This window comes from Stenotrophomonas sp. P2112, from assembly GCF_041897515.1.
In the GTDB taxonomy this organism is placed as follows: domain Bacteria; phylum Pseudomonadota; class Gammaproteobacteria; order Xanthomonadales; family Xanthomonadaceae; genus Stenotrophomonas; species Stenotrophomonas sepilia.
Map to the genome: position 1 here is coordinate 3661151 of NZ_CP169216.1, position 13123 is coordinate 3674273.

Genomic DNA, 13123 nt, shown 5'->3' on the forward strand with positions numbered 1-13123 from the left:
ATGACAGGATGGGCGGCGCCATGTTGCGCCGTCGTTTATTTCAGGTACGAGCGGATCAACGCGCTCATGTCGCGCACGCGTTCGGCGCGTTGCTCGTCGGAGGCAGCGGGCTGGCCGAATTCCTCGCGCAGATGGGCCTCCATCACCTCGGACATCAGGCCGTTGACCGCGCCACGGATGGCGGCGATCTGCTGCAGCACCGGCCCGCAGTCGGCGCCGGCTTCCAGCGCGCGGTCAAGCGCATCGCACTGGCCGCGGATGCGGCGCACGCGGGCCAGGACCTTCTTCTTCTCTTCGGGGGAGTGCGGCATGGCGAACCACCCAGGAACTATACTGGGGGATAGTATACAAGCAGCCAGCAGGAACTCAATCGTGGCCAGCTCAATCGAACAATCCCTCACCCGCCAACCGCGCCAGCTCATCCACCACGTAGCGCACCTTCGGCCGCAGGTGGCGGGTCGGTGGCCACAGCGCATGGATGTCGATATGCCGCTGCATGTGCGCATCCAGCACCGATTGCAGCGCGCCGGATTCCAGATGACGGCGGACCAGTGAAACGGGCATCTGGCAGATGCCCAGCCCAGCGATGGCCGCATCGATCACCGCGTCACCATCGTTGAGCTGGTAGGTCGCATTCGGGATGAACGTTCCCTCGGCATCATCCCTGCCGATCCGCCACGCCACCGGCTGGCCGTGGCGGAAACCAACGATGCTGCGGTGCTGCGACAGTTCCTCCACGCGGCCCGGCACGCCATGCGCCCGCAGGTACTCCGGCGATGCGCAGGTGACCAGTCGTTGGCGACCCAGCCGGCGCGCGACCAGATGTTCGGCCTGGTGCAATCCGCCGAAGCGGATCAGCAGGTCGATGCCCTCTTCGACCGGATCGACGAAGTGATCGGTGAAGGTCATCGTCAGTTGCAGGTCCGGGTATTGCCGGCACAGGCGCAGCAGCACCGGCAGCACCACCAGGCGCCCGAACGAGGATGGCATGTCGATGCGCAGCCGTCCGCTGGGCAGGCCGGCCGACCCCAGGCAGGCCTCGGCGGCGGAGATTTCTTCCAGCGCCGCCGCACACGATGCGTAGTACGCTTCGCCGTCGGTGGTCAGCGCGATGCGCCGCGTGGTGCGGTGGAACAGGCGCACGCCCAGCCGCGCTTCCAGCCGGGCGATGGCCTTGCCCACCGCCGAGCGCGAGATGCCCAGCGCGTCGGCAGCCTCGGTGAAGCTGCCTGAGCGGGCCGTGGTAACGAACGTGACCAGGCCATTCAATGATTCCAGCGGCAGCATCTATCGCGCTCCATTGGGGACAAATCGTCCCGCATCTAGGGAGATCGAAGCGCTTTATGCGCCTGCATGTCAACTCCATCCTGTGTGCATCGCGCCGCTGGCGCCTCCCCCCGCACCGAGATGACCGACATGACCGCCGCCCTGTTCCGCCCCTTCGATCTGGCAGGCACCGCCCTGCGCAACCGCATCGTGATGGCCCCGATGACCCGTGCCCGCAACCCCGGCGCGGTGGCCAATGAACTCACCGCGCAGTACTACCGGCAGCGCGCCAGCGCCGGCCTGATCATCAGTGAAGGCACCCCGGTCTCGCCGCAGGGCCAGGGTTACATCGACGTGCCGGGTATCTGGTCGGCCGAGCAGGCCGCCGGGTGGAAGCTCGTCACCGAGGCGGTGCATGCCGCACAGGGCACGATCTTCGCCCAGCTCTGGCACGTCGGCCGCATGTCGCATTCCTCGCTGCAGCCCGACGGTGGCCAACCGGTAAGCGCCGGTACCCGGCCGGTCGCCAGTGCACCGAAGAACACTTCGTTCGTCTATCTGGACGACGGCAGCCGCGGCCACGCCGATCCCACCCCGGCACGTGCGCTGGCCACCGAAGAGATCCCCGGCATCGTCGACGACTTCGCGCGCGGCGCCGACAACGCCATCGTCGCCGGTTTCGATGGCATCGAACTGCATGCCGCCAACGGCTACCTGTTCGAACAGTTCCTCAACCCGCTCATCAACCAGCGCGATGATCGCTACGGCGGTTCGCTGTCCAATCGTGCGCGCTTGATCCTGGAGACCGTCGATGCGATGGCCCAGCGCATCGGTGCGCAGCGCGTCGGCGTGCGCCTGGCACCGAACAACCTCACCTTCGACATGCCGTTCTACCCCGACAACGAAGCCACCTATCTGTACCTGGCCGAGGAACTGGGCAAGCGTGGGCTGGCCTATGTGCACCTCAACGACAACCTGCAGGCAGGCCAGTCGGTGCTGGGTGAGGCGTTCCTGCGGCAGTTCAGGCAGGCCTACGGTGGCACCGTCATCCTGGCAGGTGGCATGACCCGCGAACGCGCCCTGCAGCTGGTCGAAGCGGGCACCATCGACCTGGCCGCGTTCGGCCAGCCGTTCATCGCCAACCCGGATCTGGTCGAGCGCCTGCAGCGCAACATCGCGTTGGCCACGCCCGACCGCAGCACCTATTACGGTGGCGGCGAAGCAGGCTACCTCGATTACCCGGCCGCAGGCTGATCCCGCACGGGATCGGATCCCCACCACAGGTGGGGCTCCGACCCTTGGCTCAAACTTCCTCGCGCACGTAAGCGAACGACTCGTCCAACCGCTCGAAGCCGATCACTTCAACGACGATGGCCTGTGCGTCGTCTTCGCTGATGTTTGCTTCTTCAATATCGTCAACGCGGGCGAACAACCGCTGCAACGCCGCGAACTGGTCGCCGCGCAGGAACGACTGGTGGCTCTGCAGCCAGCGCTGCAGATTGCCGGCCAGCTCGCCGTGCGACAGCAGCGTATACGGCGCTTGGTAGTCGGCAACGGCTTCGACCATCTTGCGGAACAGGAAATCCTGGTAGTTGGCGGCCAGCACATCGGCACGATCATCGTCATGCCACACGAGCACGACGGGCGGCTCGGCAGAATCGGGCGCGTTGCTCCAGAAGCAGTAGCTGTCGCCGCCGCCGGTCCGCGCAAACGGCAGGAGCTGCAGGTCGGGACGCAGGGGATTGTAGTGGTCCTCGGCGGTCAGCTCCTGCCACGCCTCCAGCAGCTCATCGTGTTCCAACGGCTCGTAATCCTGGGCGTATAGCAACACCGGTGGATCCGCCTGCAGCGTCGGGAACACCACCTCGGACCAATCCGGATGGGGAGTGCCCCAGCTCAACCGACCCGCTGCATGCAACTGCTTGAACAGGGGCGGGAAGGCCTGGCCGGTGGCCTGTTCGATGTCGGATAGCACGCTCATGGATGTCCTTGTCGATGGAGGCCGCCCAGCTTGCCCGAATCCGCGCAGGAGATGAACCGGCAGCAGCAGGTGGCGAGACTAGACTGCAACCACCGGATGCTGGAAATCACTGCCGTGAACGCCACTGCCCGCAACTTCATCGTCAACATCGACGTGCCCGACCTGGCCGCGGCCGAAGCGTTCTACCTGGCCGCGTTCGGGTTGCGCATCGGTCGTCGGCTCGGTACCGGCGCGGTGGAACTGCTCGGTGGGCCAACACCGCTCTACCTGCTGCAGAACGAGGCTGGCAGCGCCGCCACCGAAGACGGCGATGTGCGTGACTACGAGCGCCACTGGACCCCGCTGCACTTGGACTGGGTGGTGGAAGACATCGATGCCGCGTTGATGCGTGCGGTCGCGGCCGGAGCGATGCTCGAGCAACCGGTGCGCGAGCGCCGCTGGGGCCGTATCGCCGTGCTGGCCGATCCGTTCGGGCACGGCTTCTGCCTGATCCAGTTCAGTGGCGAAGGCTACGACGCGCTGGTCGAATGAATTGCTGGCTGCGTCGCGGGCGCCAATCCACGCATGGCGCGGATCTACTGATCCGCTTCAAGCAACGCGTGGAGGCTGTCGTTCGGCAGTAGATCCACGCCATGCGTGGATACGCACCACCGCACGTCACTCCCGCAGCATGTCGACGAACGCGCGCAGCGCTCCGGGCATCTGCCGCTGCTTCGGGTAGTACAGCGCGAACCCGGCGAACGGCTCGCTCCAGTCTTCCAGTACCGCCACCATCTGCCTCGATTCGATATACGGCCGCGCGGTGTCTTCCAGCACGTAGGCCAGGCCGATGCCATCAAGCACTGCACCGACCACGGTGCCCTGCTCGCTCAACGTCAGCCGGCCCGGCACGTCGATCTCCAGCGCTTGCCCGCTGCGCTCGAACTGCCATTTGTACAGATGCCCGCTGGCAAAGCGGAAGCGGATGCATTCATGCGCGGCCAGGTCGCGCGGATGCTGCGGCGCCGGATGTCGCCGCAGGTAATCCGGCGAGCCAACGATCAGCCCACGCAGAGGCGGCCCCATCGGCACCGCCACCATGTCCTCGGGCACGAATTCGTGCAGGCGCACGCCCGCGTCGTAGCCCTCGGCGACGATATCGACCAGCCCATCATTTTCGGTCAGCTCGACGCGTACATCGGGGTGAGCGTGCAGGAAGCGCGCCAGCCGAGGCCGCAGCTGGGTCGCCACCGCCGCCCGGGTGGCGTTGATGCGCAGCAGGCCGGCCGGGGCGGCACGGAAGTGGTTCATTTCTTCCAGCGCGTCATGCACCTGCCCCAGCGCCGGCTGAAGGCGCTCCAGCAGGCGCTGCCCGGCCTCGGTCAGGGCCACGCTGCGCGTGGTGCGGTGGAACAGGCCCACGCCCAGTCGTTCTTCCAGCGCGCGGATCGCATAGCTCACCGCCGAGGTCGACAGCGCCAGCTCGGCGCCGGCGCGGCGGAAGCTGCGGTGGCGGGCAACCGCCGCGAACGCGGCCAGGTGGGAAAGGTTGTCAGTGGCCATGATTGTGCAGTTTCACTTGATGAATCATGCCGATATCCACGCTTCTTGCCATTGGGAACGCGGCGTATTGTAAAGCGCCTTTCGATAAACCCTGCCAAGGATTCCCCATGTCCCTCGCCCGTGGTTACGCCGCCCATTCCCATACCGCTCCGCTGGTCCCCTATGAGTTCGAACGCCGTGCGGTCGGTCCCGACGATGTGCGCATCGAGATCCTCTACAGCGGCATCTGCCACTCCGACCTGCACCAGGCCCGCGATGACTGGGGTGGCTCGATCTACCCGATGGTGCCGGGCCACGAGATCATCGGCCGCGTCACCGAGGTCGGCAGCAACGTTACCCGCTTCAAGGTCGGCGACCACGCCGGCGTGGGTTGCATGGTCGACTCCTGCCGCCACTGCGACGCCTGCCAGCACGACCTGGAGCAGTACTGTGCCGAGGGCGCGACCTGGACCTACAACGGCCGTGAACGCGAAAGCGGCGCACCGACCTACGGCGGCTATTCCGACCACGTGGTGGTAGAGCAGCGCTTCGTGGTGAAGGTCTCCGATACCCTCGACCTGAAGGCGGCCGCACCGCTGCTGTGCGCCGGGATTACCACGTGGTCGCCGCTGCGCCATTGGAAGGTCGGCCCGGGCCAGAAGGTCGGCGTGATCGGCCTCGGCGGCCTCGGCCACATGGGCGTGAAGTTCGCCAAGGCACTCGGCGCGCACGTGGTGATGATCACCACCACCCCGGAAAAGGGCGCCGATGCCAAGCGCCTGGGCGCCGATGAGGTGCTGGTCTCGCGCGATGCGGCGCAGATGAAGGCGCACGCCGGCAGCTTCGACTTCCTGCTCAATACCATCCCGGTCAGCCATGACACCAATCCGTACATGGGCCTGCTCAAGCGCGAAGCCACCATGTGCCTGGTGGGCGTGCTGACCGAACTGGACCCGCCGCTGACCGGCGGCAGCGTGATCTTCGGCCGCAAGCACCTGACCGGCTCGGCGATCGGTGGCATGGCCGAAACCCAGGAAATGATGGACTTCTGCGCCGAGCACGGCATCGTCAGCGACGTCGAGATGATCGACATCAGGAACGTCAACGAAGCCTGGGAGCGCATGGCGAAGAACGATGTGCGCTACCGCTTCGTGATCGACATGGCGACGTTGAAGAACGCGGCCTGAACCAGGACGGATCTGGAAATGAAAAACCCCGGCAATGCCGGGGTTTTTCTTCTGGTAGTGCCGGCCGCTGGCCGGCGACCCTGCCAGGCTGCCGGCCAGCGGCCGGCACTACCGCAATCCACTCAGTACGCGAACTCGCGGAACACCGGATCGACGTCACCATGCCAGCGGCCATGGAACAGCGCCAGCTTGCGCTCGGCCGGGGTCAGGCCGGATTCGACGATCTCCTGCAGCACGTCCAGGAACTTGCTCTCGTCCTGGCCGTCGGCATTGCGCGCCGCACGGCGCTTGAGGCCTTCCACGGAAATCCTGACCGCTTCCCGGGCCAGGTCGCGCACCGTGCCGTTGCGGAACGGCAGGTTCATTGCATGCTTCGGCACGCCGTCACGCAGCGCATGGCGCTCGGCCAGGGTGAAGTCACGCACCAGGTCCCAGGCAGCGTCCAGCGCAGTGTCGTCGTACAGCAGGCCCACCCAGAACGCCGGCAGCGCACACAGGCGGCTCCACGGGCCACCATCGGCGCCGCGCATTTCCAGATACTTCTTCAGGCGCACTTCCGGAAACGCGGTGGTCATGTGGTCCGACCAGTCGCGCAGGGTCGGCAACGCGCCCGGCAGCACCGGCAGCTTGCCCTGCATGAAGTCGCGGAAACTCTGCCCGCTGGCGTCGTGGTAGGTGCCGTCGCGGTAGGAGAAGTACATCGGCACGTCGAGCAGGTAATCGACATAGCGCTCGTAGCCGAATCCATCCTCGAATACGAAGTCGAGCATGCCGGTGCGGTCGGCGTCGGTGTCGGTCCAGATGTGCGAGCGATAGCTCAGGTAGCCGTTCGGCTTGCCTTCGGTGAACGGCGAATCGGCGAACAGCGCGGTGGCGATCGGCTGCAGCGCCAGGGACACGCGGAACTTCTTCACCATGTCCGCTTCGGTGGCGTAGTCCAGGTTCACCTGCACCGTGCAGGTACGGGTCATCATGTCCAGGCCCAGCGAACCGACCTTGGGCATGTACGCGCGCATGATCTTGTAGCGGCCCTTCGGCATCCACGGCATTTCATCGCGCTTCCACTTCGGCTGGAAGCCCATGCCGAGGAAGCCCAGCTGCAGTTCGCCGGCCACCTGCGCCACTTCGTTGAGGTGGGTGCCGGTCTCCACGCAGGTCTGGTGGATGGTCTCCAGCGCCGCACCTGACAGCTCCAGCTGGCCGGCCGGTTCCAGCGTCACCGAGGCCCCATCGCGCAGCAGGGCGATGGTGCAGCCATTCTCCTGTACCGGCTCCCAGCCGAAGCGGACCAGGCCGTTGAGCAGTGCTTCAATGCCGCGCTCCCCCTCGAAGGTCGGCGGGCGCAGGTCGTCCAGGCGGAACCCGAACTTCTCGTGCTCGGTGCCGATGCGCCACTGCGCGCGAGGCTTCTCGCCGGAGGCGATCACCTCCACCAGCTGCGAGCGGTCGGTAATGGGGGTATCGGCGACGTGGCTGGGGCTCGACAAGGGGAGGGCTCGCTGGACGGTGGCGGGGGATGTGGGGCTCGCGGCCTTCCATCGCAAGGGCGCACTATAGCGTGGCACCTCGTTGCGTCATGCGACGGTGACGGGTTTCAGCATCCCACCGACGCCCTCTTGACCCTCGTACACTCAACGACATGAGCCGCCATTCACGACATCCCGAACTGCACCGCTCCGAGCGCGTCGGCTGGCTGCGTGCCGCCGTGCTGGGCGCCAATGATGGCATCGTCTCGGTGGCCGGCCTGGTGGTCGGCGTGGCCGCCGGCGGCGCCTCCGCTACCACCATCCTCGCCACCGGCGTGGCCGGCACCGTGGCCGGCGCGATGTCGATGGCCGCCGGCGAGTACGTCTCGGTACAGACCCAGGCCGACACCGAGGACGCAGACCTGGCAATGGAAAAGCGCGAGCTGCGCGAAAATCCGCACAGCGAGCTGGAGGAGCTGGCCGCGATCTACCGCCACCGCGGCCTGGAGCCTGCGCTGGCACGGCAGGTGGCCGAACAGCTCACCGCCCATGATGCGCTGGGTGCCCACGCCCGCGACGAACTGGGCATCACCGATACCCTGCGCGCCCGCCCGCTGCAGGCAGCGCTGGCCTCGGCCGGTGCGTTCACCTGTGGCGCGGCGCTGCCGGTGCTGACCGCCCTGCTCGCGCCGGTCGACAGGGTCGCACTGATGACCACGGCCAGTACCCTGCTCGGCCTGTGCCTGACCGGCGCAGTGGCGGCCAGGGCCGGCGGCGCACCGCCGGTTCGCGGCGCGATCCGGGTGATGTTCTGGGGCGCATTGGCGATGGCCGCGGCGGCCGGCGTCGGTCGCCTGTTCGGTGCCCACGTGTCATGACCGCCATGCTGCCACCGGCCACCGCACTGCTGGCCGAGATGGCCAGCCTGGCCGGCTGCGCACGCGCCGAAGGTTATGCGTGCATCACCGCTCGGCGCGAACATGGCGCCAGCTCGGTGGAGATTCCACAACCACAGTTCGCGATCCTGCTGGAAGGACGCAAGCAAGTGCGTACCGCGCACCAGTCGCTGGAGTTCATGCCCGGCGACATCCTGCTGCTGACCCAGCGCTGCCGCATCGATGTGGTCAACACCCCCGACCCACGCAGTGGCCGCTACCTCAGCGCCATCGTGCCGCTGTGTGCCGAAGTGCTGGCGGCCGCACGCACGCTGTGGAGCGGGGAGCTTCCCGCCGCCGGTCATGCGATGGCGCGGCTGCCGTTGATCGATCATGGCGCGGTGCTGCGCCAGTGGCGGCAATCTCTGCAGGACGGCCGTTACAGCGAAGCGCGGCTGGCCCTGGCCTCGTTGGTACTGACCCTGTGCCGGCAGGGCCACGGCAACCTGCTGCTGCCGCAGGCGCCGAGCCTGGGCGAACAGATCCGCGACCGCATCGCCGCCGAACCCGCTCGCGACTGGCAATCGCGCGATGTGGAAGCGCTGTTCGCGCTGAGCGGCGCGACCCTGCGCCGTCGGCTCGCCGCCGAGGACACCAGCCTGCGCCAGCTGCTCACCGAGGCCCGGCTGGCGCATGGCATGCAGCTGCTCTACACCACCGACCTGCCGCTGAAGACCGTGGCCGCACGCGCGGGCTACCGCTCTGCGGCCAGTTTCAGCAAGCGCTTTGCCGAGCAGTACGGGCTGGCTCCCACAGACATTTGAGGGGTTCGGCAGGGCTGCGCCCTGCACCCGCCAAAGCAAGTGCAAGAGCCGAAGCAACAGCCAAAGCAACAGCAACAGCGGCTATCCGTGGGAGGGCGGGGCGGTGTGGGTGGGCAGGACACGCCGTAAACCCATCCATGGGGGCTCGATGGCGCCATCCATGGCGCCAACGGTCCTGCCCACCCACACCGCCCCACCTCTGACAGATCTTCGCGGCTGTTGGTAGGCGTCGACCTTGGTCGACACGATTTTTCTGTCAGATATCGAAATCGATCTGGGGTCAGATCCGTTTTCCTGCGGAAAACGGATCTGACCCCAAGAGCATCTCCAACAGTTCGCGGAAAACTGTCGAAGGCGGGGTGGGTCCGGTTGCGGGAGTGTCCGCGGCATGGATGCCGCGGCCAAGCCCCCATGGACGGGTTTACGGCGTCTCCCGCAACCGGACCCACCCCGCCATCCCACGGATAGCCCGCTGTTGCTGTTGCTTCGGCCGTTGCTCTGGCTCGTAGCGGGTGCAGGGCGCAGCCCTGCAGACAACACCCCCTTCCCTGAGCATTCCACGCAGTGGTTTGAGCGCCGTGCGCACGCCAGTCACGGCACGCTAGGCCAACGGAACCGCCCATCATCCACCGAGAACCCTCATGACCCTGCGCCATCTGCCCCTACGCACCGCCCTGCTGCTGGCCCTGTCCGCCCTGCCACTGGCGGCGCTGGCCGAAGCCACCTCGCCCGCGCCCACCCAGCAGGTGCCCGGCGTCTACCACCAGCGCGTCGGTGCGCTGCAGGTCACCGCCCTGTTCGACGGCGTGGTCGCGCTGGGCCGGCAGGAAGTGGTCGATGTGCCGCCGACACTGGTCAGCCGCCTGTTGGAAGGCCGCTACGTGCCCGAAGACAAGAAGGGCCTGCAGACCGCAATCAACGCGTTCCTGGTGCGCCAGGGCAACCACCTGACCCTGGTCGATACCGGCACCGCGCAGTGCTTCGGCCCCGGCCTGGGCCAGGTGCTGGGCAACCTGCGCGCCTCCGGCGTGGACCCGGCCGAGGTGGACGAGGTGCTGCTGACCCACGCCCATCCGGACCACCTGTGCGGGGTGCTCGATGCGCAGGGCAAGCCGGCCTACCCGAATGCCACGGTGTGGCTGTCCAGGGCCGATGCCGACTACTGGCTCAACCCGGCCAGCGAGGTTTCCGCGCCGAAGGGTGTGCGCTTCGCCTTCCCGCTGGCGCGCAACGCGGTGGCACCGTACCAGGCCAGTGGCCACCTGCGCACGTTCAACCCCGGCGATGCCCTGCCCGGCGGCGCGGTGGCGATGGACACCCATGGCCATACCCCCGGCCACGTCTCCTACCGGTTCGACAGCCAAGGCCAGTCACTGCTGGTGTGGGGCGACGTGCTGCACTTCCATGCGGTGCAGTTCGCGCACCCCGCGGCCGCGTTCGAGGCCGATTCGGACCGTAAGGCGGCCATCGCCAGCCGTCGCGGGCTGCTGCAGCAGGCCACCGCCAACGGCTGGTGGGTGGCCGGTGCGCACCTGCCGTTCCCGGGCCTGGGCCACGTCCGCAGGGAAGGCCAGGCCTATGCGTGGGTCCCGGCGGAGTATTCGCCGTTGTGAGGGTGTACCGACCAAGGTCGGCACCCACCGATCGGGTAGCGCCCGGCTGCCAGCCGGGCGACCGGAAATGCCTTATTCCAGCCCCAGCCAGCCGCCGATCACGCCGCGGGCTTCGTCCACGCCGGTACGGTCTTCGCCCGAGAACACCTGCACGCTGACGCTGTCACCGTAGGCCGATTGCAGCTCCTTGCGCACCTTCTGCAAGGACTGCATCTGCTGGCTGCGGCTGAGCTTGTCGGCCTTGGTCAGCAGGGCGTGCGCCGGCAGGCCACGCTGCACGGCATAGGACAGCATCTGCCGGTCGTAGTCCTTCAGCGGATGACGGATGTCCATCACCACCACCAGCCCCTTCAGGGCCTCGCGGGTGCGGAAGTACTTGTCGATGAAGGCCTGCCAGTGCGCCTGCAGGTCCAGCGGCACCTTGGCGTAGCCGTAACCGGGCAGGTCGACCAGATGCGCCTCCGGGGTGACCTGGAAGAACACCAGCTGCTGGGTACGGCCGGGGGTCTTGGAGACACGCGCCAGGGCGTTCTGGCGGGTCAGCGCGTTGAGCGCACTGGACTTGCCGGCGTTGGAGCGGCCGGCGAAGGCCACTTCGGCCCCTTCGTCGGGCGGCAGCTGCCGCACGTTATGGGCCGAAAGGTGGTAACGGGCGCGTTCGATGAGCAATGACATGTGCCTAGGATCGCATGTTGCGGCGCCGCGCGCCCGTGCCGGCGGCCTTTGCGGGCATTTTGCTGCACTGCTGCGTTGACCGTGCGCGGAAACGGCGTTGATAATCCGGGCGATGCCGGCCGCCACCGCCCGGCCCGGTCCATACGGAGCTTCAGCATGCGCCACGCTCGCGTTCTTGCCGTATCCGCCCTTGCCACTGCTGTAGTCGTTGCCGCTGCTGCGTTCGCGCAGACCACGTTGACCCCGCTGCCCGACAATGGGCCGATCAACACCGCCTCGCTGGAGGTGGATTTCAGCAAGACCCATTGGGGCGATGCGAAGGCCGGGCAGACCAAGGCGACGGCCTGCGCGGCCTGCCACGGTGCCGACGGCAATTCCACGGTGGAGATGTACCCGTCCATTGCCGGCCAGAGCGAACGCTACGTGGCCCAGCAGATGGCCCTGATCGCCAACGGCCAGCGCAGTTCCGGCGCGGCGGTGGCGATGGTGCCGTTCGTGCAGAACCTCACCCCGCAGGACATGCGTGATATCGGCGCCTACTTCGCCACGCAGAAGGCCAACCCCGGCATCGCCGATGACACGGCGGTCGCCGACGGCCCCTACAAGGGCATGAAGTTCTACGAGATCGGCCAGCAGCTGTACCGCGGCGGCGATGCCAAGCGTGGCCTGCCGGCCTGCATGGCCTGCCATGGCCCCAGCGGTGCCGGCAATCCCGGCCCGGCCTATCCGCATCTCGGTGGCCAGCACGCCAGCTATGTCGCGCGCCGCCTGCAGGAGTACCAGGCCGGCCAGACCAACGAGACCGACAAGGCGCACTTCCAGATCATGGCCACGGTCGCGCAGAAGCTCAGCGAGCAGGAGGTGCAGGCGCTGTCGAGCTACCTGCAGGGCCTGCACAACAAGGCAGACGATGTGGCCACCACGGCCACGCCAACACAACCGGCTGCCGCCCCCTGACCACCACTGGTCGGCCCGGGCCGCGACGCCGGCCCACGGCTGCGGTATGTTTCCTTCACGCCGGCGGCTGCGCCGGCGTTGCTTTTTTCAACGGAGATGCGTGTCGATGAGGTTGATTTCCCGCCTGCTGTTGTCCGTGCTGGTGCTGCTGCCGCTGGCAGCCTGCGCCGCCACCCCCGCCAATGCCCCGCTGGTCGAGGGCAAAGACTACGAGCGCATCGCCCAGCCGGGCCCGTTCCAGCCGCTGGCCGGCAAGATCGAAGTGGTCGAAGTCTTCGGCTACACCTGCCCGCACTGCGCCCATTTCGAACCGCAGCTGGAAGCCTGGGCGGCCAAGCTGCCGGCCGACGTGCGCTTCACCCCGGTCCCGGCGGCCTTCGGCGGTGCCTGGGATGCCTGGGCACTGGCCTACTACGCCGCCGACGAAGTCGGCGTGGCCAAGCGCAGCCATGCCGCCGTGTTCAAGGCCCTGCACGAGCAGGGTTCGCTGCCGATGCAGAACGTCTCCGCCGATGAGCTCGCCACCTTCTACAAGGCCTACGGCGTGACCCCGGACCGCTACCTCCAGGCCCTGCGCGGCGATGCCGTGCAGAAGAAGGTCGAGGCCGCGCGCGCGTTCGCCCAGCGCACCAAGATTCCGGGCACCCCGGCCATCATCATCAATGGCCAGTACCTGGTGCGCGGCAACAGCTTCGACGACCAGCTGCGCATTGCCTCGGCGCTGATCGTGCAGGCGCGCGCTGCCCGCGGCCGCTGAA

14 protein-coding genes are annotated in these 13123 nt (G+C 67.4%); 8 read left to right on the forward strand and 6 right to left on the reverse strand.

What is annotated here, in order from left to right; all coding sequences use genetic code 11:
- Window positions 1-35: 35 nt before the first annotated feature.
- Both frmR and ACEPA4_RS16840 read right to left on the reverse strand, forming a co-directional pair.
- Entirely contained in the window at window positions 36-311 is a 276-nt protein-coding gene (gene frmR, locus ACEPA4_RS16835; RefSeq protein ID WP_005411009.1) for a formaldehyde-responsive transcriptional repressor FrmR, read from the reverse strand.
- A 70-nt stretch (window positions 312-381) separates the two neighbouring features.
- Complete coding sequence (locus ACEPA4_RS16840) at window positions 382-1287, reverse strand: LysR family transcriptional regulator (protein WP_139727643.1); 906 nt, start codon at window positions 1285-1287, stop codon at window positions 382-384.
- Between the two features lie 129 nt (window positions 1288-1416).
- Here ACEPA4_RS16840 and ACEPA4_RS16845 point away from each other — a divergent pair, with 129 nt between their 5' ends.
- Window positions 1417-2520, forward strand: a complete 1104-nt coding sequence (locus ACEPA4_RS16845; protein ID WP_235649098.1) for an alkene reductase — start codon at window positions 1417-1419, stop codon at window positions 2518-2520.
- Window positions 2521-2569: 49 nt separating this feature from the next.
- Here the strand turns inward: ACEPA4_RS16845 and ACEPA4_RS16850 are convergent, their stop codons facing one another.
- Entirely contained in the window at window positions 2570-3247 is a 678-nt protein-coding gene (locus ACEPA4_RS16850; RefSeq protein WP_164093600.1) for an SMI1/KNR4 family protein, read from the reverse strand.
- Window positions 3248-3343: 96 nt separating this feature from the next.
- Here ACEPA4_RS16850 and ACEPA4_RS16855 point away from each other — a divergent pair, with 96 nt between their 5' ends.
- Entirely contained in the window at window positions 3344-3778 is a 435-nt protein-coding gene (locus ACEPA4_RS16855; protein ID WP_065185381.1) for a VOC family protein, read from the forward strand.
- Window positions 3779-3904: 126 nt separating this feature from the next.
- On the opposite strand, the gene ACEPA4_RS16860 is transcribed toward ACEPA4_RS16855, so the two are convergent.
- Window positions 3905-4789: a LysR family transcriptional regulator gene (locus ACEPA4_RS16860; protein WP_065185382.1), complete on the reverse strand. Its 885-nt coding sequence runs from the start codon at window positions 4787-4789 to the stop codon at window positions 3905-3907.
- Between the two features lie 107 nt (window positions 4790-4896).
- Here ACEPA4_RS16860 and ACEPA4_RS16865 point away from each other — a divergent pair, with 107 nt between their 5' ends.
- Window positions 4897-5955: an NAD(P)-dependent alcohol dehydrogenase gene (locus tag ACEPA4_RS16865; RefSeq protein WP_061479602.1), complete on the forward strand. Its 1059-nt coding sequence runs from the start codon at window positions 4897-4899 to the stop codon at window positions 5953-5955.
- 122 nt (window positions 5956-6077) lie between these two features.
- On the opposite strand, the gene ACEPA4_RS16870 is transcribed toward ACEPA4_RS16865, so the two are convergent.
- Entirely contained in the window at window positions 6078-7442 is a 1365-nt protein-coding gene (locus ACEPA4_RS16870; protein WP_065185383.1) for a glutamate--cysteine ligase, read from the reverse strand.
- 152 nt (window positions 7443-7594) lie between these two features.
- Here ACEPA4_RS16870 and ACEPA4_RS16875 point away from each other — a divergent pair, with 152 nt between their 5' ends.
- The 3 genes from ACEPA4_RS16875 (at window position 7595) to ACEPA4_RS16885 (ending at window position 10733) form a co-directional block, all read left to right on the forward strand.
- Window positions 7595-8299: a VIT family protein gene (locus ACEPA4_RS16875; RefSeq protein ID WP_005419279.1), complete on the forward strand. Its 705-nt coding sequence runs from the start codon at window positions 7595-7597 to the stop codon at window positions 8297-8299.
- On the forward strand, window positions 8296-9120 hold the full coding sequence (locus ACEPA4_RS16880; RefSeq protein ID WP_065185384.1) for an AraC family transcriptional regulator: 825 nt from the start codon (window positions 8296-8298) through the stop codon (window positions 9118-9120). The genes ACEPA4_RS16875 and ACEPA4_RS16880 overlap by 4 nt, the downstream gene beginning before the upstream one ends.
- Before the next feature lie 641 nt (window positions 9121-9761).
- On the forward strand, window positions 9762-10733 hold the full coding sequence (locus tag ACEPA4_RS16885; RefSeq protein ID WP_374082905.1) for an MBL fold metallo-hydrolase: 972 nt from the start codon (window positions 9762-9764) through the stop codon (window positions 10731-10733).
- A gap of 72 nt (window positions 10734-10805) precedes the next feature.
- On the opposite strand, the gene yihA is transcribed toward ACEPA4_RS16885, so the two are convergent.
- Entirely contained in the window at window positions 10806-11408 is a 603-nt protein-coding gene (gene yihA / locus ACEPA4_RS16890) for a ribosome biogenesis GTP-binding protein YihA/YsxC (RefSeq protein ID WP_005411022.1), read from the reverse strand.
- Between the two features lie 156 nt (window positions 11409-11564).
- On the opposite strand from yihA, the gene ACEPA4_RS16895 reads away from it, so the two are divergent.
- A complete protein-coding gene (locus ACEPA4_RS16895; protein ID WP_262089859.1) occupies window positions 11565-12365 on the forward strand; it encodes a cytochrome c in 801 nt (266 codons plus the stop codon).
- Between the two features lie 106 nt (window positions 12366-12471).
- Complete coding sequence (locus ACEPA4_RS16900) at window positions 12472-13122, forward strand: thiol:disulfide interchange protein DsbA/DsbL (RefSeq protein WP_262089860.1); 651 nt, start codon at window positions 12472-12474, stop codon at window positions 13120-13122.
- Window position 13123 lies beyond the last annotated feature (1 nt).